Here is a 24,678-nt window from a genome sequence, read left to right as displayed (position 1 = left end):
GAAAATCACTCCATGAGGTGAATGAAAGCGGCTGATTCCTTGCGGGAAACTCTCTGACTACTGGTGATTCGGGGCCTGTCCCGGAACGGATTGGTGGATCGGGAAAAACTTCTCAGGCGGCGGTGAAGGTGACGTTGTGCCAGCCGGTCGCGCCGTCGGGGACCGTGCCGGCGCGCTGGTCGGTCTGGGTGTAGCCGGACTTGTCGGTGGCACGGCAGAACACCTGGTGCACCCCGGACGGGATGTCGACCTCGGTCCACCACATCCGCCACGTGTTCAGGTTGACCTCTTGCGACAGCGTGGCTTCCTGCCACGGCCCCTGGTCGACGCGGACCTCGACCTTGCCGATGCCGGTGTGCTGCGCCCACGCCACGCCCGCGACCCGCACCTTTCCCTTTTGGACGTTCGCGAACCCGCGGTGGGAATCGATCCGCGACTCGGTCTTGATCGGCGCCTCCCGGGCCCAGCTGCGTTTGAGCCAGTAGGCTTGCCGCGCGGCCCAGGTGGTGACTTCGATGTCCACCACCCACTTCGTCGCCGACACGTACCCGTACAGCCCGGGGGTGACCAGCCGGGCCGGGAACCCGTGCTCCAGGGGCAACGGCTCGCCGTTCATCCCGATCGCCAGCATCGCCCCCCGGGCCCGGTCCTGCGCCGCCGCGACCGGCGTGCCGGAGGTCCAGCCGTCGACACTGGTGCAGAACAGCTGCTCGGCACCGGATCGCACCCCGGCTTCGGCGAGCAGGTCGGCCAGGTCGACGCCGATGAAGTTCGATGTGGACACATAATCGCCACCGACCTCATTGGACACACACGTCATCGTCACGGTGCGCTCGACCAGCGGCCGGTTGCGGATGTCGTTGTAGCCGAACCGGATCTCGCGGTCGACCATGCCGTGCAGCCGCAGGCTCCAGTCCTCGGCCCGCAGCTGCGGCACCGACAACGCGGTGTCCACCCGGTAGAACTTGTCGTTCGGCGTCAGGAAGGGCGGGGTGCCCAGCTTCGCGAAATCCGCGTCGGCCGGGATCGTCGGCGCGGTCCGCGCCGGTACCAGCTTGCCGACCGCTTCCCGGGACGCCGTGGCATCGCGCGACGAGCTGATCAGCTGCCCGCCGAGGCCGGCCGCACCGGCCCCGACGACCACGCCGGCGCCGCCGAGCAGGAACGCCCGCCGCGACGTGCCGGTCTTCTCGTCCGAGTCCGGTTCCCGCCAGACGCGCGGCGCGGCCCGGTGCAGCAGGAGGAAGACCGCGATGCCCACGACCAGGCTGGCGAGCGGCGCCAGCAGCGCCACCGCGCTCAGGTCGGGTCGCTCGAAGACCGCGAACGCGCCGACCAGGCCGAACAGCGCCACGATCACCACCCCGGGGACCGGGGACCGTCGCGAAAGGACACCCGCGAGGGCGGCGACGCCCACCATGACCACGGCCATGCTGCCCAGCAGCACCAGCTTGTCGTAGGTGCCGAACGTGCGGACGGCGAAGTCCTTCAGTTCCACCGGGGTGAGGTCGATGGCACCGTTGCCGACCGCCAGGTACGGCGAGGCGTTGATGCTGATGAAGCCGGCCACGAGGTGACCGGCCGCCAGCGCGGCGGCGAGCGCGAGGACACCGGTGAACGCGGCAGCGAAGAACCGCAGCCGGGTTCGCCGCGGCGGGTCGGGGCGGTCGGTCGGGAGCTTCACTTCGGTTGCGGCCATACCCGGCGTTCGGTCCTGTGGCCGCCGCGTATGGGTCCGGTCCTCACCTCGCCCCCGCGGACCGCCCGAACAGGTGACGGCCGGCCACCCGGACCAATCCGGCCCGCTCCGGCCGACGAATCATCGACGACAGCTCGCCCACGGGCGCCGCGCCGACGTCCACACCCTCACCGGCGCGTACGCCTTGGACGCGGTCACCGACGTCGAACGGAGCTCCGCGAACCGGTGTCGTGCCGCCCGGCGATCCACCGGACCAAGGTTTCGGCGTAGCCGGGCACCAGAGCGGTCCCACCGGGTATGTGAACACGGTGGCCAGCGTGGGGAAACACCTCGACGGTCAGGGTTGCTCGCGGATGACGTTCCGCATGGCAGGCAGCTCCGGCGAACAGGCCGATGCTGTCCGCGACCGGAACCAGTTCGTCGGCGCCGCCGAAGGTCGCCAGGTGCGGACACCGCAAACGCAGTACGTCCGGGATCGGATCGTGGTCTTGCTTGCGCTTGGTGAACTCCCAGAGGCTCTCGTTCATTTCGGACCAGTATTCGCCGAACAACTCCTCAACGGAGGCGGGGATCGCGAAAGACCGGACCAATCGCGTCGCTTCGGCGAAGTCGGCTCCACGCCGACCGGCTTCGACGAGACGGTCGTACACGGCCAGCGCGGTCTCGGCGTCGTGGGGCGTGATACCGGCGATCGACTGGAGAGCGGTGGCCGCGGCGCGCAGGACGACCCAGCCGCCCTCGCTGTGCCCGAACAGGCCGGTGTCCTCGGCCTGGACACCGGGGTTGGGAGCGGAGGAAGTTCAGCGCCGCGACGGCGTCGGCTGCGAAGTCGTCGATCGTTCCCGAGAGCCAGTCGCCGGAGGACGCGCCGACACCGCGCTTGTCGTAGGACAGCACAGCGATTCCGGATTCCACCAGGTGCCGGACGATCGGCGGAAAGAAATTGTCGTTGGTCCGGTCCGACGGTCCGGACCCGCCGACCATGACCACCCGGGGAGCCGGGTCACGGCGATCGGGAACCGCAAGCGTTCCCGCCAGCTCCACATCGGCGCTGCGGAAAATCACATCGTGGACGCGTTCATCGCTCACCATCAACCCAGTATCCGGATGCGATGCTCTGTCATTTCTCGTCCGTGAAGAACGCGATCATCTCCGTCGGGGGGCCGTCGACGAACATCATGTCGAGGCCTTGCTGCGATGCCGCCGCGGCTTCGGCGGCGCGCGGGAACATCGTGTTCTCGTAGCGCGTGAGCGCGGTTTCGACGTCGGCGCCACCGAGGATCTCCCGCGCCAGGTCGGCGCCGTCGATCAGCGCGATGTTGGCGCCTTCACCCGCGAACGGCGACATCACGTGCGCGGCGTCGCCGGCCAGGGTCACCCCGGGAACGCGCTCCCAGCGCAGGCCGATCGGCAGCGCGTGGATCGGGCGCGGCCAGATGGCGTCGTCGTCGCACTCGCGGATCAGGCCGGTCAGGGACGGGGCCCAGCCGGGGTACTCGCGCAGCAGTCCCGCACGAGCGGATTCCGGTTCGTGCCAATCGATTCCGCTGTCGGTGACCCAGTTCTCGGGGACACGCAAGCCACAGCCGTACGCGATGGTGTTCCCGCCGTGCCCGCCGATGTACTTGTCGTCCGACAGCGCGAAAAAGCTCCCTCGCCCGGTGAGCGCGAGCGCCTCCGGGTGCTTGGCCACCGCGTCGGTCAGGCGCAGCTCGACCACGGTGATCCCGGTGTAACGGGGCTTCGCCGGGGTCAGCAGCGGGCGGATCCGCGACCACGCGCCGTCCGCGCCGACGACGAGATCGGCACGGACCACGGAGCCGTCCGCGAGCTGCAGTTCGTGTCCCGCCGTGACGGGCCGCGCGCCAAGGACCTTGCGCCCCCAAACGATCGTGCCCGGTTCCAGCGACTCGACGAGCAGCTGCCGCAGTTCCGTCCGGTCGATTTCCGGCCGGCCGTCGCCGCCGTCGGGTTCGCGCCGGTCGACGTGCACCCGCCCGGTCTTGTCGAGCAGGCGCAAGTCCTCGCCGCCGACGTGCGTGCGAGCGCTGAACTCGTCGTAAAGGCCGGCTTCCTTGAGGGCGATCTGCCCGGTGTCCTCGTGGATGTCGAGCGAGCCACCCTGCTGACGGGCGTCCGGTGTGGCGTCCGCTTCGTAGACGGTGACGGGCATTCCGTTCCGCTGGAGGATCCGCGCGCAGACGAGGCCGCTCAGGCCGGCGCCCACGATGGCGATCTTGCGAGCAGGCATGCTGGTTCGCCCTTTCTGAAGGGGAAAAGGAGTGGTGTTCGCCGCCACGGTAGGCTTAACGAACTGTGTTCGTCAACTTGACGAACACAGTTCGCGAGGGCTACGGTCCGGGGGTGTCCCAGCGTGATCCCTTCGGCGCCGCCGAGGTCGAAAGCCGTCGCAGAGCGGCGAAACCACTGCTGAGCCGCGACGCGATCATCGAAGAGGCGTTGCGCCAGATCACGTCGGACGACGGGGTCATGAGCCTCCGCAAGATCGCGAAGGCGCTCGACACGGGCCCGGCCTCGCTCTACGCCCACGTCGACGACATGAGCGAACTCCAGGCGCTCGTCCTCGACCGCGCGCTGGAAGCGGTCAAGGTCGACGGGACAGAAGGCCCGTGGCGCCGCCGGCTCGAGGAACTTCTCCGTTCCTACACCGAAGTCCTGATGAGCAGCCCGGCGGTCGCCCTGATGGCCGTCCGGACCACGGCGGTGGGACCCAACGCGCTGCGCATCGCCGAAGCCCTCCTCGGACTCCTCGCCGAAGCCGATGTCGACCAGGCGAACGCCGCCTGGGCCATCGACATGCTCACCATGTTCGCCACCGCGGTAGCGGCCGAACACGCGAACGGCTCGCACCCGGGAGCCCCGGACGGCCCCGTCGCCCAGGCGATCAACCGCGCTCCGGCGAACGAATACCCCCGCGTCCACGCGGCACGGAACGAGATCATGTCCGGCACCGGCGAGGAGAGGTTCGCGTGGTCGATCGACGTCCTCATCCGCGGCATCCTCTCGCGCGCGCGTCCCTGAGCCGGCCGATCAGGACGACCTGGGCCGCTGCTCCCCCACTCGGACTCGAGCCAAGGACCTCACGGACGAAATCCGCCAGGCTCAGCGATCCGTCGGGCACCACGGGTCCGAGCTGTGGCCGACCGCAAGCCCGCAGAAGGCCTTCGGTGTCCGGCTCACCTCGCCGCCCTCGACGCGCAGGACGGCGACCGGCTTGTCCTCCGGCACGTTCCGGCCGATGTCCCCGCCGTAGTCGATGGTCCCGGTGACGCCCTCGATGTACTTGTTCGTCTGTTGCGCGTCCGGGCGCGACGTGTGGATGGCGGTGATCTCGCGCCAGACCGCGCCCGGCGTCACTGGGATGTTCGCCGACGTCTCGCGCAGGTACGCGGTGGCTGTGATCATCACCAGCGCGGCGTCGTAGGACAGCCCGGCGTGGCCGTCGAAGGAACGGCCGCGCTCGGTCTGCTCGAACGGGAACAACGTCTTGTTCAGCGTGGTGTAGAAGTCCCGCGCCAAGCCCTGCGGGTCGGTCGCCGGCTCGTTCGCGAACGACAGGTAGTAGTACGGCAGCGCCCGGTTCTGCTCCCGCGCGACTTGGTCGGCGACGTAGCGGCTGACGTCGTCGTCGCCGATGACCGTCGCCCTGCTGCCGCACTGCGCGGCGCCGCCGGCGAAGTCACCGAAGTCCGGGACCCCGCGGCCGGCGAAGAAGACGAAGCCGTCGTACGAGCAGGTGTCCCGGCCCGCCGACGCGGCGTTGCCCACCAACCGGTCGCCGTAGCGCTCGTGCGACTGCGGCGCGACCTGCCCGCCGTCCGGCGCGAACGCGCGAGCTTCGACCGAGAAACCCTGGTCCTTGAACGACTTCACCACGTCATCGCGCAGGTTGGTGCTGTAACTGTCCGCGTCGTCGTCGGAGTAGTAGACGCGCAACGTGCGCGGGCCCGGCTGCTGGTGCGCGAACGCCGCGGCGACGGCCGCCTCGCGCCGGTTCTGCGGCGCCACCTGGAAGTAGATGGGGTTCTGGTCGGCGAGGTCGTCGGCGGACAGCGTGGAGGCGACCACCGGGATGCCGGCGTTGCCCAGCGCGCGGATGGTCTCCCGCGTCGGCTGGCTGCTCATGTCGAGCCCGACCACACCGACGACGCTCTTGTCCAGCTCCGCCAGCTGCTTCAGCTGCCCGGCGACGCGCACGCCCTCGCGCATCCCACGGCCGCCGTTCGCGATCAGCATCCGCACGATCGGCTCGGACGTCGCAGTCGCGTTGAGCTGCCGCAGCTGCGCGACGGCGAACCCCTCCAGCGACTCCCGCTCGGCGGTCAGCCCCTCGGCGGTGTCGTTGGACGAGGTCAGCGCCTCGAAGTCGACCAGCGTGATGTAAGGCCGTTCGCCGTGCTCTTCGTGCAGCTTTTCGGCGCGCCGGTTCTGGTCGGCGATCACCTGTTCGACCTGGCGGATGGTGCCGTCGGCCGGGTCGAACAGCGTGAACGAGCCGTCGGAGATCCCGACGCACTCGCTGCCGGTCCAGGTGAGCAGCTCGCTGGAGGTGCCGCAGTGGCTCGCACGGAAGTCCTCGTACCGCAGGAGGACGACGCTCGCGACAAGGCCCAGGACCACCAGGGGAACACCCATCCGCATCCATCGCGTGGCCCACCACGGCGGGCTGGACTGGCGGCGGCGCAACACGTAGGTATCGCCGAGGGACCGCAGCTCCTTGCGCGTCCCGCGCCGCTGGTCGGGGGAACCGTCGGCGGACAGCCGGATCGGCAGGTACCACGCGGCGGCGTCGCGGGCGCGCCGGTCCTTGAGCAGCTCGTGCTGCCAGGCACGGTAGGCGCCACCGGCTTCGGTCGCGGTGTGGTTGGGCCGCTCTTCACTCACCGTCGCGTCCGGCGGCGGCGCGTCGCTCGTGCTGACCACGAGCAACGGGTCGAACAGGCCGGTCTGGTTCCGCACGTCGTTGATCAGCTTCAGCAGCCGGTATCCGCCGTTGACGGTGCTCACGTGGTCCAGCAGGAGCACGGGGTAGGTCATCCGCCGTCGGCGCCAGAACCCGGCCGGGCGCAGCCGGTACCCGCGGCGGAGGTCTTCGAGGAACGCGTTCACCAGCAGCCGCGCGACGAACTCCGGCGACTCCCGCTGCCACTCACCGTCGGTCAGGCGCAGCGCGAACCGCACGAAGCTGCCCGACATCTCCGGCGCGAGGTGCGGCTGGCGCAGAAACCAGCGGTACCGGCCGGACAGCCCCGGCACGCGCCCGGTGACGGCGATCCGGAACGTGACCATGGTCAGCAGCCGCAGCAGCAGCAACGGGATCCGCCACGCGACGTTCTGCGGCACCAGCTCCTGACCGACGTTCTCGATCGCCGAGCGGAACCGCACCATCAGGCCGTTCTCCTGCAACCGCCGCATCAACGTCCGCTCCGGCGCGGAGTCGTGCCCGGACAACTGCTCCCCCATCAGCTGCACGGCAAGGGTGAACAGCCCGAAGCGCAGGCCGGTACCGCGGGAGCGCGGGCTGCGGAGCAGTTCGGTGCGCGCCTTCCAGAGGATGTCCCGGACGGCCTTGACGCTGGCGACGGTCGCGACTCCCTCGGTGTCGGTCGCTTCGCGCTCGCCGAGCGGGAGGTAGGCGTAACGCACACTGCCACTGGGCCGGGCGCCGCGAAGCCGTGAGCTGAATTCTTCGAGGACGCCCTCGCAGTAGTCCGACCGAACGAGACAGACCATCGGCAGCCCGCGACGCCCGGCGCGTTCCTGCCGATCCTGGTACCCGGGCTCCCACTCGACGTTCGCCTGGTGCAGCGACCGAGGCAGATCCCCGATCCGCGGCCGCTGGTAGAGCGCGCCGATGAGCTTCACCAGCTTCTCGCTCCCGGGGAAGGCGAGCGGATCCCGCTGGTGCTCTTGGGTGGCGGTGGTGGTCTGTGCCATGACCCATGGTCACACGGGGGCCGAGGGAGGAGTGCCGCATTTTTGCCGTCCCGCCAGGCAATCACTCGGGTAGCTTGCGCCATTGGGCCGAACGAGTGGTGCGGAAAACAGCCGAGCGGACAGATTCCGCTGTTCACCAGAGAACCGCATACACAGCGTCAACCGCACTGTGCGGATCGTCATCCACAAGGTGGCAGACGCAACGAGAAGCCGGCCGGTCGGCCTCCGACTTCGAGATCCCCGCCGCGCTCCCGCGCCCCGAACGCGCCCGCCGGCGGAACTCGCCGGGCCGGATGCAAAGCCGCTGGTCCATTCGGTGGAACACCGATCCTCCGGCGTCACATTTTCCATGATCACAGCGAGTCACGATTGGCGAAATCTCTCGGACAACGAGACAGAGGCGAACATGACACCGATCCACCGTCGAGCCGCCAGTGCTCTCGTGGCCGTGATCGTCCTTCCCTGGTTGACCGCGGAAAGCTGCGAAGACAACACCGAATCCCACCCGGACACCTCGGTCCAGCAGAGCACCGGAACGCCGGCCGCTCCCGGCGGTACACCCGATATCGGTGGTGATTCCGTGACCACAAGCCCTTTGGCAGGGCCTTCACCTTCCGAGGACAGGCCCGAAGCCACCGGACTCACGATCACGCAACCACCGGCGACCAGCGTCTCGCCGTCTCCGTCCGCCGTCGAGCCGTCCACCGCCGCTACCGCGTCGGCACCGTGACGAACCCGACGAGGAAAACGCAAGCTGATCAAAGCGGTCCGTGGGCCCGAATCTCGACGTTGCTGTCGCAAACAGTCCTCCTGTCAGCCCTCTTGTACTACTTCGGCTGGGTTCGCACCCAGGCCGTATGGGAGTACTTCGGGATAGACACCAGCCTGTTGGGGTTCTCGACGCCGGATTACGCCTTGAGGAGCATCAACTCGACCATTCTTCCCTTGATCGGCTGCGGCATCCTGGCTTTGTTCTTGGTGGCGCTTCACCGAACAGTGCTTCTCCCGGCGGCCACCGCAGCACGGTCGACCTCGCGGCGAAAGCTTGCCGACCGGGCGATCATCGCCTGCTACGCCGCGGCCGGCCTGACGCTTGCGACGATCGGGATCGGCTTCCTGATACCGGCGAGTGTAAACTGGGCCCCCACCATCGCTCTCTCCTTCATGTTGCTGACGGCCACCGGCCTGATCGCCTACCTGGACCATCTGCGATCCCTGCAGATTCGAATGACCAGCCGCCACCCGCGCGAGAAATCATCGGTCCGGCCGTCCGTACTCGCCGCTTTGGCCGTGATCGGCGCACTGTGGTCCGCCTCCTCGTATGCACGCACCAATGGAGAGCAGTCGGCCCGTGACATCGCCGGCCACTTGAATTCACGCCCGGCGATCGCGCTCTACAGTGTTGGACGACTCGCCGTGTCCGGCCCCGGCATCTCGACCGTCGAGATCAGCCAAAAAGACTCGAAGTACAAGTTCTGCTACACCGGTCTCGTCTCGTTGATCCACACTTCGGACAAGTATTTGCTGATCTCGCAGCAATGGAGACACGGACGCGACGCCGTGTACGTGATCCCGATCAGCAGCGATGTGCGGATTGACGCGATCGCACGGTGAGCAATGCCGTTCAGCGTCGAATGCCCGCGAGCAGGTTTTCCCAGTTCTCATAGGCGATCCGCGCCCGGTCGGCGTCGCTGACCGGCGCAGTCGCCATGAACCGGCGGGCGGAACCGCCGTGCTCGCGGTTGAACGGGTAATCCGAGGCGTACATGATCCGGTCCGCACCCACGGTCTCCAGGCTCCACCGGAGATACCGATGGCTGGCGATGCCGCCCGGGGTGATGAAGACGTTCGTGCGGAAGTACTCCGCGATCGGGCGCTCCAGCTTGATCACCGCGTCCAATGCCGCCACGCGGTCGAGGTAGAACAGCACGACCTCGCCCCAGTGCCCCAGGATCAGCCGCAGTCCCGGGAACCGGTCGAAGACCCCGGCGACGATCAGGCGGAGCGCGGTCAGCCCGGCCTCGTAGTGCCAGCCGAAGGTCCCGGTGGCCAGCAGCTCGTCCACCGGGCCGCCGAAGCGCCGGTAGTAGGCCTCGGTGACCGCCGGGACCGGCACGCTCGGGTGCAGGTACACCGGGGCGCGCAGGTCGTCGGCGGCCTCGAAGATGTCCCAGAAGCGGGACTCGTCGAGGGCCTGGCCGCGGGAGTTCGCGTTCAGCAACGCCCCGTCGAACCCGAGGTCCGCGACGGCCCGCCGCAGCTCGTCGGCCGCCGCCGAGGACGTGGACGTCGCGAGGGCCGCGAACCCCCGGAACCGCCCGGGAAACCGGCCGATGGCGTCGGCGAGGACGTCGTTGGTGGGACGCTGCAGGGCGACGGCTTCGGCGGGGTCGAGGTCCTGCAAGCCGGGCGTCGTGAGCGACAGCACGGCGGTGTCGATCCCGGCGTCGTCCATCGCGGCGACACGGCCTTCGCCGAGGTCGAGCAACGCGGCACTGGCGACGGCCCGGCTCATCATCGGCGCGGCGAGCGCGGGGTCGTGCCGCCGCCACGCCGCGACCACGTCGGCCGTGGCGAAGTGCTCTTCGAGACCGTAGAGCCTCACCGGACGGTCTTGAGCGCGCCGGCCCAGGATTCGAGCTGGTCGAACAGCACCGACGCGGCGTCGTCGTGCATCGGGGCCGGGGTGAACTCGGCGAAGTTCTCGAAGTCGGTGAAGAGCGAGAACGACAGCTGCTGGCGCACGTGGGCCAGCTGCAGCTCACTGCAGATCGCCCGCAGGTGCTCGATGGCGCGGGCGCCGCCGAGCGCGCCGTAGGAGACGAAGGCGGCGGCCTTGTTGTTCCACTCGGCGTAGAGGTAGTCGATGGCGTTCTTCAGGACACCCGAGGTGGAATGGTTGTACTCCGGGGTGACTAAGACGAACCCGTCGAACTCGGCGATCTTGGCGGACCAGGCCTTCGTGTGGTCGTTGGCGTAGACGCCGCGGCTGGCGGACACCGCTTCGTCGAGGTGTGGCAGCGGGTGGTCGAGCAGGTCGATCAGCTCGTAGTCGGCGCCCGGGCGTTCCTTGGCCTTGGCCAGCACCCACCTCGCCACGGCTTCGCCCTTCCGGCCGGGACGGGTGCTGCCGAGGATGATCGCGATCTTCACAGAGGCTTCCTCTCACTTGAATTTTCAAGTTAGACACTAGCACGCTGACGTGAATTTTCAAGTCAGCTAGACTGTGGTGATGACGGAATCCCGGCAGCGCTGGCTGACGACCGACGAGCTGTCGGCGTGGCGCGCGTTCATGCGGCTGACCCAGCGCTTGCCGGCGTCCCTGGAGGCGCAGCTCCAGCGGGACGCGCAGCTGAGTTTCCTCGAGTACTACGTGCTCGCGCACCTGTCGGAGCAGCCCGGGCGCCGGGCGCGGATGAGCGACCTGGCGGCTTTGGCGAACACGGAGCTGTCGCGGCTGTCCCACCTGATCAGCCGCCTGGAGAAACGCGGCTTCGCCTGCCGGGAAACGGACCCGGACAACGGCCGGTACACGCAGGCGATCCTGACGAACGCGGGCTTCGCGCACCTGGAGTCGGTCGCGCCCGGACACGTCGAGCGGGTGCGGGACCTGTTCGCCGACGCCCTGACCCCGGCGGAGCTGCGTACGCTGCGGCGGATCGCGGACAAGGTGCTGGCCCGCATCGACGACCACGCCGGATAACGGAAGCCGGCGGCACCTCGCGATCTTCGCCGGTACCAACGACATCGTCGGCGCACTGACCGGCGTGGAGCCGCTCAGTTCATCGAACGCAACCGGCAGTACTTCGACGGCCGGGAAAGCTGGGGCAATCGCCAGATCGCGCCCAACGACGTCATACCTCGGCTCGGCGTCGGCGAAGCAACTCGGCGGCGATCGAGTAAGGGGGCGCCGCCGCCTCCGAGCGGGCAGCGTGCTCGACGATCGCGTCCTCCAGGAAGCGGTGATCGGCAGGCCGCGGATAAGCGGCGTAGACCGGCCGCAGCCCGGCGGCGTCGATATCGCCGAAGCGACCGGCGTCGATGAACACACCCTTGTGCGTCAGGTAGGTCAGGACGCCCCGCCGGTCGGCCACGCCCAGGCAGGAGTGCAACGCGATCGCCTCCCACACCCGGTCGACGTCCGCGGCCGGGACGCCGTGCTCGGTCAGCACGGAGGCGGCCAGGTCCGCGCCCTCCACCTCGAACCGGGCCTCGCCCGCCGCGAGGGTGCCCAGGCCCAGGTCGTGCAGGACGCAGGCAGCGAACAGCAGATCCTCGTCGTAGGCGGCGTCGTGCACGGAGCCTTCCTGCTCGGCCACCAAGCGGGCGAACAGGAAGCTGCGGATGCTGTGCTCGACGATCGGCAGGCTCTCCGTCTGCCGCGCCAGGGCGAGGCTCGCATCGGCCAGTGGGCCGCCGGGCAGCGCAAGTGCGTTGGTCATGCACCGAACCGTAGGAGCCGGCCGGCGGACCGAACAGTGGCCCGAGTGCCATTCACCGCTATCATCGGGCCATGACGCACCGGATCGCGGTCCTCGTCCTGCCCGGCGTGCCGGCGCTGGAATTCGGGATCGCGACACAGATCTTCGCGGCCGATCCGTACTACGAGATGGTCGTCTGCACGGCCGGGCGCCCCGGACCGGTGCCCGGCGCCGGGTTCACCGTCACCGCCACGGCCGGCCTCGACACGCTGGCCGGTGCCGGCACCGTGCTCGTGCCCGGCTACCAGGACATCGCCACGCCGCCGCCGTCCGAGGTCCTGGACGCGCTGCGCGCGGCCCACGACGGCGGCGCCCGGCTGGTCTCCATCTGCGTCGGCGCGTTCGCCCTCGCCGCGGCCGGCCTGCTCGACGGGCGCCCCGCGACCACGCATTGGCAGTACGTCAGTCAACTCCGCCGGCAGTACCCGAAGATCGAGGTCGTGCTGGACCGGATGTACGTCGACGACGGCGACATCCTCAGCTCCGCCGGCGTGACCGCGGGGCTCGACCTCTGCCTGCACCTGGTCCGCCGCGACCAGGGCCCCGCCGCGGCCAACACCCGGGCACGCGCCCTCGTCGCCCCGCCGCGGCGCACCGGCGGCCAGGCGCGGTACATCGAACGGCTCCGCCCCGACGCGACCGGCGACCAGCTCGCCCCGCTGAGGGACTGGATGCTCGACCACCTCGCCGACGAACTGACCATCGACGCCCTCGCGAAACGCGCCCACATGTCCCGGCGGACCCTCATCCGCCGGTTCCGGGAGGAGGCCGGCACCTCGCCGATGGCCTGGCTGGCCGACGCCCGCATCGACCGCGCACGCGAACTGCTGGAGACGACCACCATGCCCGTGGAACGAATCGGCCGCCTCACCGGACTCGGCGCGCCCTCCTCGGTGCGAGCGGCGTTCCACCGGCACATCGGCACCTCACCCCAGGAGTACCGGGCGCTTTTCCGCCACAGCACCACGATCACGAACCCGTGACGGCACCTGCATCCGGTGACCGACCCGGCTGACACCGCTCAGGCCGCGAACTCCAGCGTCCGCTCACGTCACGCGTCAAGATAGACACTAAGTCGCCCCTACTCAGGGCAGCAAAAAAGCCCAGGTCGTTGACCTGGGCTTTGCTCCCCCGCTTGGACTCGAACCAAGAACCCTCCGGTTAACAGCCGAATGCTCTGCCAGTTGAGCTACAGGGGAATGTCGCTCACTTCCGGTGCCGGTCTCTCCGACCGACAAGAGAAACCTTAGCCCATGCCCCGAACCCGCCTCACACCACCCCCCACTTGGCGCAACCGCCACCGGAGTCCCGGTTTTCCTGGACAATGGACAGTCGGACGACCTAGCGACAGGAAGGCGTGGACGCGGATGAAGAAGTTCCTGCTGGGGGCAGGCCTGGGGTACGTACTGGGCGCCAAGGCAGGCCGGGGGCGGTACGAGCAGCTCGTGCGCACCTACCGCCGGGTCGTCGACCACCCCATGGTGCAAGGGGCCGCCGGGGTGGCTCGGGCCAAGATCAGCGAGAAGGTGCGGCGCTGACCTGGGCCACGAAGAACACCCGGCGGAACTCGAACCACGTGATGCCGCCGGCCCTGGTGGGGTACGCCGATGCCAGGAGCGGGGCCAGTTCCGCGCGGAACCGGTCCCACTCGGCGTCGGCCAGTGCGGCGCGGATCGGGCGCAACGCCGTTCCGGTGATCCACTCCAGCACCGGGTTCTCCCCCTGCAGCGGCTGCGCGTACGTCGTCTCCCAGGCGTCGACGACGCAGCCCGCGTCGGTCAGGAGGTTCGCGTACTCGAGGGGACTGGACACCGCGTCGTCTTCGCGCAGGACGACCTCCGCCAGGCGGGACGACCAGGCCGGGGACGCCGCCAGTTCCCGCGTCAGCGCGTGCGAGGGCGCGGCGAAGTTGCCGGGCACCTGGATCGCCAGGTAAGCGCCCGAAGGCAGCGAAGCCGACCATCGGCGAAGCAGCGACGCGTGGTCCGGGACCCACTGCAGGACGGCATTCGACACCACGACGTCGGTGTCCGGCGCCGGGGTCCAGTCGCGGACGTCGAGCACCTGGGCGTCGAGGCCGCGGGAGCGAGCCGCGGTCACCATTTCGGGTGAACTATCGCCGCACTCCAGGACCGCCGAGGGCCAGCGCTCCCGGAGAGACACCGTCAGGTTGCCGGGGCCGCAGCCGAGGTCCACCACGCGCCGGGGCTCGACTGCCCCGATGCGCGAGACCAGGTCGTGGAACGGCCGGGCCCGCAGGTCGGCGTAGTCGAGGTACTTCCCGGGATCCCACACGGTCGCCTCCAGTAAACAGTACGCCTGTACTGAGTACGAGCGTACTGCTACTCGGCGGGCTTGACCAGCTTCGCGGCGGCCTGCTCGGCGATGGCCGCGACCAGGTCGGCGTCGGTGCCGGGGTCCGGGCGGACCTGCAGGACCGTGCCGTCGCGGCCGGGGACCTTGCGCTGGACGAACCACGCTCCCCCGGACCCGATCTCCTGCCGGTGCCGCGAGCGGATCGAGCCCTCGACACGCTGGTAGGTCTCGCGCGGCACCTTGCCCGGCGCCGGCAGCCGGAAGCGGACCGGCGGCCGGTCGGCCAGTACGACGGCCGCGCCCGCGGTGCCGACCTCGGCCGACTCGGTCAGCGTGAACACGCCGTCGGACCACGCCGCCTTGCCGATCAGGTGCCAGCCGACGCGCCGCGCGCCCTCGCCGTCCGGGACCCACAGGCCCAGGGCCGTCACGACCAGGTGGCCACCGCCTTCGACCGGGGCGCTGACGACGACGTCCTCGCCCGGGTCCAGCGCACCCGCGAAGTCCTCGGGTGTGCGGTCGCCCAGCAACCGGCGCAAAAAACTCATCTCAGCCCCACGCGCCGGCGGCCGCCTGCTCGCCCAGCGACTTCTTGTACTGCTCCAGCGCGACGAGGTCGCCGAACAGCGCGCGGTAGTCGTCCGGCGCTTCGACCGGCGACAGCCGCTGCAGCTTGCCCTTGATCTCCGCGATCTGCCGCCCGACGAGGCTCTCCTGCAGCCGCGCGAGGATCGACGAGATGTACCGCGAGTCGACTTCGTCCTTGGCCTGCAACGGTTCCACGGCCAGTTCCGACAGCACCCGCCGGACCGTCCCTTCCGGACAGTGCGGGGCCGCCGCGTCCAGCAGCGCCGGGCCGGTCAGGCCCGAACCCGCGCCGCCCGCCTTCAGCACCGCCTCGTGGACCGCCACGTACACCGGATGCGTGAACGCCTCCAGCGGCAGCGCGTCGTACTCCGGCCCAGCGATCGCGGGCTGCTGCAGCGCGGCCTTCAGCGCCTCGCGCTGCACCGCGAACCGCGGGTCCTTCGGGGCCGGCCGGGCCACGTCCTGGGTCGGCGCCGCCGGGGCGGCCTGCTGGCCGCGCGCGGGCTGGCGCAACGGCGCCCCGCCGCGCTTGTCGGTCGCGCCCGCGCTGCCGCGGACCCGGTTGACCACCTGCGCGACGTCCTGCCAGCCCACCCACCAGGCGAGCTTCGACGCGTAGCCGTCGCGGGCCGCGCGGTCCTTGATCGACGCCACCATCGGCACGGTCTTCTGCAGCGCCGCGACCTGGCCGTCGACCGAGTCGAGGTCGTAGTTCTTGAGCGTGCTGCGGATGACGAACTCGAACAGCGGGGTGCGCCGCGCGACCAGGTCCTTCACCGCGCTGTCGCCCTTGGCCAGGCGCAGCTCGCAGGGGTCCATGCCGTCCGGCGCGACCGCGATGTACGTCTGGCCGGCGAACGTCTGGTCGCCCTCGAACGCCTTGAGCGCGGCCTTCTGCCCCGCTTCGTCACCGTCGAAGGTGAAGATGACTTCGCCGCGGAAGGCGTCGTCGTCCATCATTAGCCGGCGCAGCACCTTCATGTGGTCCTCGCCGAACGCCGTGCCGGACGACGCGACCGCCGTCGGCACCCCCGCCGCGTGCATCGCCATCACGTCGGTGTAGCCCTCGACCACGACGACCTGGTGCCGCTTCGCGATCTCGCGCTTGGCCAGGTCGAGGCCGAACATGACCTGCGACTTCTTGTAGATCGGCGACTCGGCGGTGTTGAGGTACTTCGCCGAGATCCGGTCGTCGTCGAACAGCCGCCGCGCGCCGAAGCCGACGACGTCGTTGCCGACGTCCCGGATCGGCCAGACCAGCCGCCGGTGGAAGCGGTCCATCGGGCCGCGCTGGCCCTCCTTGGACAGCCCCGCGGTGAGCAGCTCCTTGACCTCGAAGCCGCGGGTCAGCAGGTACTTCGTCAGCTTGTCCCACCCGCCGGGCGCGTAGCCGCAGCCGAAGGTCTTCGCCGCGGCGGCGTCGAAGCCGCGCTCGGACAGGAAGTCCCGCGCCGCGCGCGCTTCGTCGGTGTTCAGCTGCTCGGCGTAGAACTCCTGCGCGACGCGGTGCGCCTCGACCAGCCGGGTGCGGCTGCCGCGGTCGCGCTGGATCGTCGCGCCGCCGCCCTCGTAGGTGAGCCGGATGCCGACCCGGTCGGCCAGCCGCTCGACGGCCTCCACGAACGAGATCAGGTCGATCTTCTGGATGAACTTGATCACGTCACCGCCCTCGCCACAGCCGAAGCAGTGGAAAGTGCCGTGCGTCGGGCGGACGTTGAACGACGGGGTCTTCTCGTTGTGGAACGGGCAGAGGCCCTTCAGGCTGCCCCCACCGGCGCGGCGCAGTGCCACGTACTCCCCGACGACCTCGTCGATCCGGTTCCGCTCGCGCACCTCCGCGATGTCGCTCTCCCGAATCCGTCCTGCCACGCCACCCACTCTAGTCTCGCCGTTTGCGGCACACTCGGGGCATGGCCACCACGCCCACCGCCCAGGACACCCTCGCCGAGGAGTTCGCCGCCCACCGGTCTCACCTGATCGGGGTCGCCTACCGGCTGACCGGCACCCGCGCCGACGCCGAGGACGCGGTCCAGGAGTCCTGGCTGCGGCTGGCCGGGCTCGACGACGCCGGCCGCGCGGCCATCCGCGACCTGCGGGGCTGGCTCACCACGGTCGTCGGCCGGATCTGCCTCGACCGGCTGAAGTCGGCCGCGGCCCAGCGCGAGAAGTACGTCGGCAACTGGCTGCCCGAGCCGGTCGTCACCCCGTTCGGGCGCCCGGTGAGCGAAGACCCCCTGGAAGTCGCCGTGCGTGACGACGGGCTGCGGATGGCCGCACTGGTCGTGCTCGACAAGCTGACCCCGGAGCAGCGCGTCGCGTTCGTGCTGCACGACGCCTTCTCGGTGCCGTTCTCGGAGATCGCGGACGCGCTCGGCGTGTCGGTCGAGGCCGCGCGCCAGCACGCGTCCCGCGGCCGCAAGGCCCTCGCCGACGCCGACCCGGCGCCGCGGGTGCCGCTGGACGACCAGGCGAAGATCCTCGAGAAGTTCGTCATCGCGCTGCAGGCCGGCGACATCCAGGCGATGACGGAGCTGCTGGCCCCGGACGTCGTGCTCATCGGCGACTCGAACGGCAAGGGCCGCACCGCCCGCCAGCTCATCCTGGGCCCGGACAAGATCGCCCGGTTCTTCGTCGGCCTCACCCGCAAGTACGCGCCAGGGACGCTGCTCGACGGCGCGCCGGTGCTCGTCAACGGCGACCTGGGCATGTACCTCGCCCCGCAGCCGGGCCGCGACGGCTTCCTCCCGCTCGACGAGCACGTGCAGTCGGTCACCATCCGCGACGGGAAGATCGTGGCGATCTACGACGTCGTCAACCCGGACAAGCTGGCCCGGATCACGCGTCCCGGCGACGCGCCTGCGTGATCCCGCCCGCCAGCAGCAGCGCGGCGAAGGCACCGAAGTAGGCCAGCGCCCAGCCCGGCGGCAGCGGCGAGTCGGACAGCACCGTCGCGTTGCCGCCGTCGCGGCCCGCGTTCGCCTCACCGGTGCCGCTGAGGAACTTCGTGACGGCGTTCAGCGGCAGCCACCGGTGGATCGCGTGCCCGGCCCGCGGGATCAGCTGGACGACGTTCTCCGCCATCAGCGGGTAGGCGACCAGCACCGCGACCGCCCCGGCGGTGTGGCGCACGACCAGGCCGACGCCGACCCCGCAGACGGCGGCCAGCGCGAACACCGGGCCGGTGCCGGCGACGATCGTCCAGTCCGCGGCGCTGTCCAGGGCCAGGTCGGCGTCCGGGGCGAGCACCCGCGCGACCAGCCAGGCCGCGAACGCCGCCACCTCACCGATCCCGAACGCGTAGCCGGCGACGAGCGCGGCCTTGGCCAGCAGCACCGGCGTCCGGCTCGGCACGGCTTGGAAGGTGCCGTGGATCGTGCCGGAGTGGTACTCGCTCGTCACCGCGAGCGCTCCCAGCAGCAGCACCGCGACCAGCGCGAGCTGGTAGCCGAACTGGGTGCTCGCGACGGTGGGCGGCAGCCGGGACTCGGTGGCGGTGAGCGCCGTGAGCGCGGCCGGGAAGGCCAGCGCGACGAGCGCGAAAAGACCGCACACCCAGGGCGTGGCGATGCTGAAGAGCTTGATCCGTTCACTGGCGACGAGGTGCATGCGGAGAACGGTCCCGCGGCGGACCCCGGTGGCGCGTCCACCCGGGGTCCGATCCCCGGTGTCCTACGGGAGCGGGACGCGGCAGGCGTCGCCCGAGGTGAAGCCCTGGTCGACGATGCCGAGCGCGCTGTTCATCCGGGCGCGGGAGTTCTCGAGCGCGATCTGGTAGGTCAGCTCGACGACGCCTTCGCGGCCGAACTCGCGCTCGAGCTCGGCGACCTGCTCGTCGGTGACCGTGACCCGCTCGCCGGAAATCGCGTCGGCGTAGGCGATCGCGAGCCGTTCCTGGCGGCTGAACGCGGGCGAGGTCGCGTAGTCGTCGATCTGCTTCAGCCGGTCGATGTCCAGGCCGTCGTGCTTCTGCAGCATGGTGCCGAAGTCGACGCACCACGAGCAGCCGATGCGGGTCGCGACCCGGTAGACGGCGAGCTCCCGGACGCTGACCGGCAGCCGCTTGGAGGCGCGCTCCACCAGCAGTTCGTGCGCGAGGTTCGCGCGCAGCAGGCCGGGGTGGTGCGCGACGACGGCCATCGGCTCGGGCACGGCGCCGTAGCGGCGGCCAGCGATCCGGTAGCACAGCTTGAGGATCGGTCCGGCTTCGGTGCTCTTCTTCGCGGGGATGCGCGGCATTGTCCGTTCTCCTTCGTCTCGGTCACGAGGAGGACGAGACGGCCTCCGGAGACGTGACAGCGGGCGCAGTGAGCCAGGCCGCCAGCAGGACCGCGGCCGCGCCCGCGAACACGACGGTCAGGCCCGGCGCGGCCAGCCCGCCGGTCGCGGCCAGCGCCAGCCAGCCGAACACCGCGGCCCCCGCAAGCCCGCCCGCCTGCCTGGCGAAGGTCAACGACCCCAGCGTGACGCCCAGCAGCGCGCGGTCCGCCCGCGTCTGGCCCAGCACGGTGTAGGCGGACGTGCAGACGGCGAACGCGGCGCCGATCGCGAACAGCCCCGGGGCGAGCAGCCACGGTGCGCCGTCCAGCGCGGCCGCGGCGGCGATCGCGGCGAGCCCCGCCGTGCCGAGCAGGCAGCCGGCGCGGCCCCACGCCGTCATATCCGGGTGCCGTCGGGCCAGCGCGGCGAAGGACGCGGAAAGCGCGAGCTGCCCGGCGGTCATCGCGACGAGCAGCAGCCCGGTGCCCGCGGCGCCGGAGCCGAGCGCGGCGACCAGCGCGACGTAGGTGAAGGTGCCGTAGAGCGCGGCGCCCGCGAGGCCGTTGACCACCACCGCGCGCTTGAGGACGGCGTCCGCGAAGACCTTCGGCGAGATCAGCGGGCTCGCCGTGCGGCGCTGCCTTCGGACGAACAGGAACCCGGTCACGACGGCGGTCGCGACCAGCAGCGGCGTCCACAGTGGACTCCGGGCGAGCCGCTCGAAGGTGCCCAGCGCGACCACCGCGGCGCCCGCGACGGCCAGCAGCGCGCCGCCCGGCACGTCGAGCTTCTCCTTGGTGCCGCGGGGTTTCGCGGGCAGCCCGCACCACCCGAGCACGAGGGCGGGCACGCACAGCGGCAGGTTGACCAGGAAGATCCACCGCCAGCCGGGACCGGCCGCGAGCAGCCCGCCCAGCGGCGGGCCGCCGAGGGTCGCGGCCGCGAAGACGGCGGTCTGCCAGCCCTGGCGGCGCAGCAATTCGTCGCGCTCGAACAACTCGCCGAGCCCACTCATCGCCGTGACGACCAGGCCGCTCCCGCCCAGCCCCTGCAGTGCGCGGGCGGCGATCAGCGACCCGACGTCGGGCGCGGCGGCGCACCACGCGGAGGCGGCGGCGAACACGAGGACCGACGCGGCGAAGGACGCGCGCCGGCCGTGGAGGTCGCCGAGCCTGCCGTGCAGCGGGGTCGCGACGGTCAGGGTCAGCAGCCCGGCGGCGGTCACTGCGACCAGGCCGGTGCGGGCGTGCAGGTCGGCGCCGATCGAGGGCAGGGCCGCGGTGACGATCAGGCCGTCGAGCTGGGCCATCGCCATGCCGAGCAAAAGCCCGGCGAACGCGAGGTTCCGAGATGCGTGCATAAAGCACACGTTATACCGTGCGTTGTGCACACATCAAGCGACGGCGGCCCCGCCCTCTTCCGCCTGGTCCGCCACTGGGCCCGCCAGTGGGCCCCGGACGTCGTCGAGCGCTTCGCCGCCGACGCGCCGCCGACGTGGACGGTGCCGAACCTCTTCGTCATCCAGGCGATCGACGGCGCCGCGGCCGACGAGGTCACCGTCGCGGACGTGGCCCGCCAGCTGGGCATCGACCGCTCGGTGGCCAGCCGGATGACGACCGAAGCGGCCCGCGACGGCTTCGTGACGCGCTCGACGTCGACCCGCGACGCGCGCCGGGCCGTGCTGACACTCACCGACCAGGCCAGGGAGTTCCTCGCGGCTTCGCAGGCCCACCAGCGCCAGGCGTTCGACGCCCTGGTGGGGCACTGGCCCGCCGAAGACCGCGAACGGTTCGCGGGCTACCTGAGCCGGCTCGCGGGCGAAGTCCTCGGTTAGCTCCAAGCGCCCCAATGTGGCCTTGGTTGCGTCAGACGCACCCAATGTGGCCTTCGGTGCGTGGGACGCACCGAAGGCCACATTGGGGCGCTGGGCGCCGAGAGTGACTACTCCCCGGTGCTGCCGTCGATCGACTCGCGGATGAAGTCGGCGTGGCCGTTGTGGCGCGAGTACTCCTCGACCAGGTGGACGAGGATCCAGCGCAGGGTCGGCGTGTTGCCGTCCCGCAGCGAACGCCGGGCCCGCCGCGTCAGGTCGCCGTCCGCCAGGGCTTCCCGCACCGCGGCTCGCGACCGGTCCACCGCGCTCTGCCATAGGTTGTGAAGCTGCTCCGCGGTGTCGTCCGCGGCGGACTCCCAGTCCCAGTCCGGGGTCGCGGCCCAGTCGACCGCGTCGAACGGCGGCATCCGGTCGTGACCGGACCACACGAAGGAGAACCAGTTGTCCTCCACGTAGGCCAGGTGCTTGAGCAGTCCCCCGAGGGTCATCGTGGCCGGCGGCACCGTCGCGCGCAGGCCCGCCGCGTCCAGGCCGGCGCACTTCCAGGCCAGGGTCGCGCGGTGGAAGTCGAGGAAACCGAGGAGGGTCTCGGCTTCGCCGCCGTCGAACGGCGGTTCGGGCCGCCCCTGTTCGTCCACGGAGATCAGCTTACGGCGTCAGCGCGCGGACGTCCCAGATCCACACCCCGCCGACGAACTCCGCGGGCTTGCGCAGCAGCAGTTCCACTGTGGACTTGAGGGCTTCCTGGTTCTGCCGCGGCCCGACCACGAGGACGTCGGCCTTCCAGTACCGCAGGTCGGCCAGTGCCAGGGTGCGGTCCGCTTCGGTGATGTTCGCGGCCTGGCCGGTGCGCTCGACCTCCGCGAACAGGTCCGACGTCGGCCGCGGGACGGCGCCGTACCGGCCGCGGCGGTCGTCCGCCGACGTCGGGCCGACGAAGTAGCCCTCCGGCATCGGGTAGCCGAGACCGGCGTCGACCTGCCAGTGCAGCGGCTCGGCCTCGCCGGTGCTCGGCAGCGGGACGGGCACCAGCGAGCCACCGGGAGCGATGTACTGGCGCCAGATACCGTCGGCGAAGAACGGCGGCGAAAGCGGGCGCTGGTGCGTCACCAGCTCCGTCGGCGCGATCGGCAGCAGCACGGCGACGACGGCGCCGACCCAGAGCATCTTCAGCGGGAAGCGCGGTTTATCGTCGAGCGGTTGCGGCAGCTCGGCCGCCGCCGTCCAGACGCGGTGCGTCGCGATCGCCAGGAGCCCACCGACCACGGGGATGCAGCCCATCGCGAGCCGCGACTCGATCAGCGAGTCCAGCAGCGGCAGCTGGCCCAGCCACTTCCACAGCCCGGGGACGCCGGTGTCCTCGTGCGCCACCGTGATTTCGACCCCCAGCGACAGGAAGGCCATCACGTACATCGTGATCGCGAGCGCTCGCGCGACGACGTCGCGCCACAGCCAGATCGTGAGCACGACCATGAGCACGATCAGCGGCCAGCCGAAGAACGCGTTCTCCTCGGTGCGGTTCATCGAGACGTCCGCGGCGGCTTCCGGGCTGCCGGCGATCGACTGCGTCGCGAAGCGCGTGAGGGCCGCGGTGTCGTTGCCCGCCGAACCGTGCAGGAGGGAGTGGAAGCTGTACGGGCCGAAGAACTGCCAGTACAACGGGAATCCGGCGATCAGCAGCGCGACCACCGCGCCGATGCCGACGCCCTTGCCCAGCGGCGCCAGCATGCCGCGGATTTCCGCGCGGCGCGGGATGAGGTAGGAGACCACGAAGACGAGGAAGGTGAGCGCGAAGATCGCCAGCGGTTCCTCACCGAGCAGGATCTGCCACGCGACGAGGACGCCGAGCACGATCCCGTTGCGCACCGGGCGTTCGCCGTGCGCGATCTGGATGGTCTTGAGGGCGATGAACGGCAGCACGAACAGCACGACGAAGTTCGGGTGCGCGTTGCCGTGCGAGATCATCGGCGGGGCGAAGCCGCAGAAGGCACCGCCGATCGCGGCCGCGGTCCGGTTCGGCACCAGGTGGCGCGAAAACACCCAGTACCAGCCGAACGCGGTGCCGGCGAGGCCCGCGGTCAGCACGATGGCCCAGGTGAGCGTCGCGCCGAAGGTCAGCGTGATCGGCGCGAGCGGGATGTTCAGGCCGAACATCGCGGCGTTCGCCGCCATGTTCACGCCGTCCGGGTAGTTCTGCAGGTCCGTGGTGAACGGGTTCTGGAAGTGCAGCACGGACTTCGCGACGACCGTGGAGTACCACTCCCACTGGCTCTGGTCGGACGCGCCGTTCCAGAGGTAGCCGCGCTTGAGGTCGAACCAGAGCCCGTTGTAGAGCAGGATCGTGAAGAGCAGGTAGCCGCCGCCGATGGCGGTGTCCTGCCACGCCCAGCGTTTCGGGCCGGTGGGTGCTTCGGGGGCGGGCGGGACGAGCTCGGGGACGGCTTCGGACTTCAAGCTCACGGTTCGACCACCCTGGCGAAGAAGTAGAGGGCACCCGTGGCGGCGTGCCGGACCAGCAGCAGGAACGGCCGGTCCACCGCCACGGCGACCGGTTCGTCGATGATCATCGAGGTGAGCCGCATCGTCAGCGCGGTCGCCGCGGCCCCCTCGAACCCTTGTTCGTCGACGCGCAGCACGGCTTGGTGAAGCACTTCGGAGACGGTCAGCCGCGGGTCCGGAGAAAGCCCGGAGAGGTCGGCTTCGTCGCCGAACATGGTGCGCACGCCCAGGCCGCGCAGCACGGCGGTCAGCGAGCTGGGCACGTCGAGTGAAACTTTCGGGAGCGCGAGCTCCACCGGCTTGAAGCGGATCTCGCCGAGCAGGCCCGCCAGCTTCGCCTGGTCGAGCGCGGCTTCGGCGTCGGCGAGGTCGCCGTCGGGCAGCAGCACGACGGCCTGCAGCCCGCCGCCCGCCGCCAGCTGCACGGCCTGCCAGCCGTCCGCGTGCGCGTAGCCGACGCTCTCGCTGAGCCACATGGTCGGCACGTCCCGGGTGCCCGACGGCGCGTGGAAGGGCGCGTCGGAGGTGTTGGCCTCGCGGAACGGCAGCTTCCAGGCGGCCTTCAGGTACAGCGCGTTGACCAGCACGGCGGCGACGTCCCGGTCGATCGACCCGGGCGGCAGCAGCTGCGGGATCAGCCCCCGCGTGGTGCGCCCGACATCGTCGTTGATCAGCGCCCGCGCGGCTTCGGGTTCCTTCTCGAAGGGCGCACTGGCGACGGCCGCCCCGGGCCACCCGGCGAGCTCGCTCTTGAAGGAGTCCTCGAGCGGGAGCCGGTCGTCGGCCCACAGGGTGTTGGCGACGGCCAGTTCGGGCTGCTCACCCCGCTCCTCGACGAGCTGAGCGGCTTCCTTGAGGAGGGCGGTCTGGTCCCCCAGCAGGGCGACCAGCTCATCCCGGGTCCGCCCGCGCGCGGCGAGCGCGGCGAGGGTCAGCGCACTGGCCACCGAATACGGCGAGAAACAGCTGTTCCCGCCCTCGGCACCGAGGGCCTCGTGAGCGGCGAGGGCGAACCGGAGGTGGCTGTCCGTGGCCATGCGGGCGAG

At 70.5% G+C, this 24,678-nt stretch carries 24 protein-coding genes and 1 tRNA gene; 7 read left to right on the top strand and 18 right to left on the bottom strand.

Going from position 1 to position 24,678, the window contains the following annotated elements; translation table 11 throughout:
• Positions 1–112: 112 nt before the first annotated feature.
• From H4696_RS47840 to H4696_RS47825, 4 genes are all read right to left on the bottom strand, one after another.
• Positions 113–1,699 carry a molybdopterin-dependent oxidoreductase gene (locus tag H4696_RS47840; RefSeq protein ID WP_225956021.1) on the bottom strand — a complete coding sequence of 529 codons (1,587 nt, stop codon included), beginning with the start codon at positions 1,697–1,699 and terminating at the stop codon, positions 113–115.
• A 194-nt stretch (positions 1,700–1,893) separates the two neighbouring features.
• Positions 1,894–2,349 (bottom strand): alpha/beta hydrolase family protein, encoded by a 456-nt coding sequence (locus H4696_RS47835; protein WP_086865322.1) that lies wholly within the window; start codon positions 2,347–2,349, stop codon positions 1,894–1,896.
• Positions 2,255–2,791, bottom strand: coding sequence for an alpha/beta hydrolase family protein (locus H4696_RS51590; RefSeq protein WP_143265479.1), 537 nt, complete (start codon positions 2,789–2,791; stop codon positions 2,255–2,257). Before H4696_RS51590 ends, H4696_RS47835 begins: the two co-directional genes overlap by 95 nt.
• A gap of 28 nt (positions 2,792–2,819) precedes the next feature.
• Entirely contained in the window at positions 2,820–3,950 is a 1,131-nt protein-coding gene (locus H4696_RS47825; RefSeq protein ID WP_086865323.1) for an FAD-dependent oxidoreductase, read from the bottom strand.
• 113 nt (positions 3,951–4,063) lie between these two features.
• On the opposite strand from H4696_RS47825, the gene H4696_RS47820 reads away from it, so the two are divergent.
• Positions 4,064–4,741, top strand: a complete 678-nt coding sequence (locus tag H4696_RS47820) for a TetR/AcrR family transcriptional regulator (RefSeq protein WP_086865324.1) — start codon at positions 4,064–4,066, stop codon at positions 4,739–4,741.
• An 81-nt stretch (positions 4,742–4,822) separates the two neighbouring features.
• Here H4696_RS47820 and H4696_RS47815 read toward each other — a convergent pair whose 3' ends face one another.
• The gene (locus tag H4696_RS47815; protein ID WP_192782939.1) at positions 4,823–7,657 is read right to left on the bottom strand and encodes a type 1 periplasmic-binding domain-containing protein; all 2,835 of its coding nucleotides are present in this window, start codon (positions 7,655–7,657) and stop codon (positions 4,823–4,825) included.
• A 726-nt stretch (positions 7,658–8,383) separates the two neighbouring features.
• Between H4696_RS47815 and H4696_RS47810 the strand changes: the two genes are divergently transcribed.
• Positions 8,384–9,271, top strand: coding sequence for a hypothetical protein (locus H4696_RS47810; RefSeq protein WP_143265520.1), 888 nt, complete (start codon positions 8,384–8,386; stop codon positions 9,269–9,271).
• A gap of 10 nt (positions 9,272–9,281) precedes the next feature.
• Here the strand turns inward: H4696_RS47810 and H4696_RS47805 are convergent, their stop codons facing one another.
• On the bottom strand, positions 9,282–10,262 hold the full coding sequence (locus H4696_RS47805) for an amidohydrolase family protein (RefSeq protein ID WP_192782938.1): 981 nt from the start codon (positions 10,260–10,262) through the stop codon (positions 9,282–9,284).
• Positions 10,259–10,810, bottom strand: coding sequence for an NADPH-dependent FMN reductase (locus H4696_RS47800; RefSeq protein ID WP_086863181.1), 552 nt, complete (start codon positions 10,808–10,810; stop codon positions 10,259–10,261). Before H4696_RS47800 ends, H4696_RS47805 begins: the two co-directional genes overlap by 4 nt.
• 79 nt (positions 10,811–10,889) lie before the next feature.
• Between H4696_RS47800 and H4696_RS47795 the strand changes: the two genes are divergently transcribed.
• Positions 10,890–11,360, top strand: a complete 471-nt coding sequence (locus H4696_RS47795; protein ID WP_086863182.1) for a MarR family winged helix-turn-helix transcriptional regulator — start codon at positions 10,890–10,892, stop codon at positions 11,358–11,360.
• 151 nt (positions 11,361–11,511) lie between these two features.
• Here H4696_RS47795 and H4696_RS47790 read toward each other — a convergent pair whose 3' ends face one another.
• Positions 11,512–12,099, bottom strand: coding sequence for an HD domain-containing protein (locus H4696_RS47790; protein WP_086863180.1), 588 nt, complete (start codon positions 12,097–12,099; stop codon positions 11,512–11,514).
• Between the two features lie 71 nt (positions 12,100–12,170).
• On the opposite strand from H4696_RS47790, the gene H4696_RS47785 reads away from it, so the two are divergent.
• Positions 12,171–13,121 carry a GlxA family transcriptional regulator gene (locus H4696_RS47785; RefSeq protein WP_086863179.1) on the top strand — a complete coding sequence of 317 codons (951 nt, stop codon included), beginning with the start codon at positions 12,171–12,173 and terminating at the stop codon, positions 13,119–13,121.
• Positions 13,122–13,264: 143 nt separating this feature from the next.
• Here the strand turns inward: H4696_RS47785 and H4696_RS47780 are convergent.
• Positions 13,265–13,337 (bottom strand) — tRNA-Asn (locus H4696_RS47780).
• A gap of 168 nt (positions 13,338–13,505) precedes the next feature.
• Between H4696_RS47780 and H4696_RS47775 the strand changes: the two genes are divergently transcribed.
• Complete coding sequence (locus H4696_RS47775) at positions 13,506–13,676, top strand: hypothetical protein (RefSeq protein ID WP_166641722.1); 171 nt, start codon at positions 13,506–13,508, stop codon at positions 13,674–13,676.
• On the opposite strand, the gene H4696_RS47770 is transcribed toward H4696_RS47775, so the two are convergent.
• Genes H4696_RS47770 through dnaG form a run of 3 tightly spaced genes read right to left on the bottom strand, consistent with a single transcriptional unit; the run spans position 13,654 to position 16,920 of the window.
• Positions 13,654–14,433 carry a trans-aconitate 2-methyltransferase gene (locus tag H4696_RS47770; RefSeq protein WP_086863178.1) on the bottom strand — a complete coding sequence of 260 codons (780 nt, stop codon included), beginning with the start codon at positions 14,431–14,433 and terminating at the stop codon, positions 13,654–13,656. The two genes, H4696_RS47775 and H4696_RS47770, sit on opposite strands and share 23 nt — an antisense overlap.
• A gap of 47 nt (positions 14,434–14,480) precedes the next feature.
• Positions 14,481–15,002, bottom strand: coding sequence for a hypothetical protein (locus tag H4696_RS47765; protein WP_169735096.1), 522 nt, complete (start codon positions 15,000–15,002; stop codon positions 14,481–14,483).
• Position 15,003: 1 nt separating this feature from the next.
• Positions 15,004–16,920 (bottom strand): DNA primase, encoded by a 1,917-nt coding sequence (gene dnaG, locus H4696_RS47760; RefSeq protein WP_086863176.1) that lies wholly within the window; start codon positions 16,918–16,920, stop codon positions 15,004–15,006.
• 32 nt (positions 16,921–16,952) lie between these two features.
• Between dnaG and H4696_RS47755 the strand changes: the two genes are divergently transcribed.
• Positions 16,953–17,906, top strand: a complete 954-nt coding sequence (locus tag H4696_RS47755) for a sigma-70 family RNA polymerase sigma factor (RefSeq protein ID WP_086863175.1) — start codon at positions 16,953–16,955, stop codon at positions 17,904–17,906.
• Here the strand turns inward: H4696_RS47755 and H4696_RS47750 are convergent.
• The 3 genes from H4696_RS47750 to H4696_RS47740 form a co-directional block, all read right to left on the bottom strand.
• Positions 17,878–18,648, bottom strand: a complete 771-nt coding sequence (locus H4696_RS47750; protein ID WP_086863174.1) for a hypothetical protein — start codon at positions 18,646–18,648, stop codon at positions 17,878–17,880. The genes H4696_RS47755 and H4696_RS47750 overlap by 29 nt on opposite strands.
• 63 nt (positions 18,649–18,711) lie before the next feature.
• Complete coding sequence (locus tag H4696_RS47745; protein ID WP_086863173.1) at positions 18,712–19,278, bottom strand: carboxymuconolactone decarboxylase family protein; 567 nt, start codon at positions 19,276–19,278, stop codon at positions 18,712–18,714.
• Positions 19,279–19,300: 22 nt separating this feature from the next.
• Complete coding sequence (locus tag H4696_RS47740; RefSeq protein WP_086863172.1) at positions 19,301–20,659, bottom strand: MFS transporter; 1,359 nt, start codon at positions 20,657–20,659, stop codon at positions 19,301–19,303.
• Positions 20,660–20,683: 24 nt separating this feature from the next.
• Here H4696_RS47740 and H4696_RS47735 point away from each other — a divergent pair, with 24 nt between their 5' ends.
• Entirely contained in the window at positions 20,684–21,133 is a 450-nt protein-coding gene (locus tag H4696_RS47735) for a MarR family winged helix-turn-helix transcriptional regulator (protein WP_086863171.1), read from the top strand.
• Between the two features lie 107 nt (positions 21,134–21,240).
• Here H4696_RS47735 and H4696_RS47730 read toward each other — a convergent pair whose 3' ends face one another.
• The 3 genes from H4696_RS47730 to H4696_RS47720 are packed head-to-tail and all read right to left on the bottom strand — an operon-like array spanning position 21,241 to position 24,669.
• Complete coding sequence (locus H4696_RS47730; protein WP_249027136.1) at positions 21,241–21,771, bottom strand: DinB family protein; 531 nt, start codon at positions 21,769–21,771, stop codon at positions 21,241–21,243.
• Positions 21,772–21,781: 10 nt separating this feature from the next.
• On the bottom strand, positions 21,782–23,593 hold the full coding sequence (locus H4696_RS47725) for a glycosyl transferase (protein ID WP_338078732.1): 1,812 nt from the start codon (positions 23,591–23,593) through the stop codon (positions 21,782–21,784).
• Complete coding sequence (locus tag H4696_RS47720) at positions 23,590–24,669, bottom strand: serpin family protein (protein ID WP_192782937.1); 1,080 nt, start codon at positions 24,667–24,669, stop codon at positions 23,590–23,592. Before H4696_RS47720 ends, H4696_RS47725 begins: the two co-directional genes overlap by 4 nt.
• Positions 24,670–24,678: the final 9 nt, after the last annotated feature.

Source organism: Amycolatopsis lexingtonensis, from assembly GCF_014873755.1.
Taxonomy (GTDB): domain Bacteria; phylum Actinomycetota; class Actinomycetes; order Mycobacteriales; family Pseudonocardiaceae; genus Amycolatopsis; species Amycolatopsis lexingtonensis.
The sequence above is the reverse complement of the archived record's forward strand: the minus strand, read 5'-3'. Positions and strand labels throughout refer to the sequence as shown.

Excerpts from the sequence above, each read along its gene's own strand:
- H4696_RS47740 (WP_086863172.1), bottom strand. The coding sequence starts at position 20,659 with ATGCACGCATCTCGGAACCTCGCGTTCGCCGGGCTTTTGCTCGGCATG.
- H4696_RS47775 (WP_166641722.1), top strand. The coding sequence starts at position 13,506 with ATGAAGAAGTTCCTGCTGGGGGCAGGCCTGGGGTACGTACTGGGCGCC.
- H4696_RS51590 (WP_143265479.1), bottom strand. The coding sequence starts at position 2,791 with ATGGTGAGCGATGAACGCGTCCACGATGTGATTTTCCGCAGCGCCGAT.
- H4696_RS47840 (WP_225956021.1), bottom strand. The coding sequence starts at position 1,699 with ATGGCCGCAACCGAAGTGAAGCTCCCGACCGACCGCCCCGACCCGCCG.
- H4696_RS47825 (WP_086865323.1), bottom strand. The coding sequence starts at position 3,950 with ATGCCTGCTCGCAAGATCGCCATCGTGGGCGCCGGCCTGAGCGGCCTC.
- H4696_RS47785 (WP_086863179.1), top strand. The coding sequence starts at position 12,171 with ATGACGCACCGGATCGCGGTCCTCGTCCTGCCCGGCGTGCCGGCGCTG.
- H4696_RS47745 (WP_086863173.1), bottom strand. The coding sequence starts at position 19,278 with ATGCCGCGCATCCCCGCGAAGAAGAGCACCGAAGCCGGACCGATCCTC.
- H4696_RS47790 (WP_086863180.1), bottom strand. The coding sequence starts at position 12,099 with ATGACCAACGCACTTGCGCTGCCCGGCGGCCCACTGGCCGATGCGAGC.
- H4696_RS47720 (WP_192782937.1), bottom strand. The coding sequence starts at position 24,669 with ATGGCCACGGACAGCCACCTCCGGTTCGCCCTCGCCGCTCACGAGGCC.
- H4696_RS47765 (WP_169735096.1), bottom strand. The coding sequence starts at position 15,002 with ATGAGTTTTTTGCGCCGGTTGCTGGGCGACCGCACACCCGAGGACTTC.
- H4696_RS47795 (WP_086863182.1), top strand. The coding sequence starts at position 10,890 with ATGACGGAATCCCGGCAGCGCTGGCTGACGACCGACGAGCTGTCGGCG.
- H4696_RS47815 (WP_192782939.1), bottom strand. The coding sequence starts at position 7,657 with ATGGCACAGACCACCACCGCCACCCAAGAGCACCAGCGGGATCCGCTC.
- H4696_RS47755 (WP_086863175.1), top strand. The coding sequence starts at position 16,953 with ATGGCCACCACGCCCACCGCCCAGGACACCCTCGCCGAGGAGTTCGCC.
- H4696_RS47750 (WP_086863174.1), bottom strand. The coding sequence starts at position 18,648 with ATGCACCTCGTCGCCAGTGAACGGATCAAGCTCTTCAGCATCGCCACG.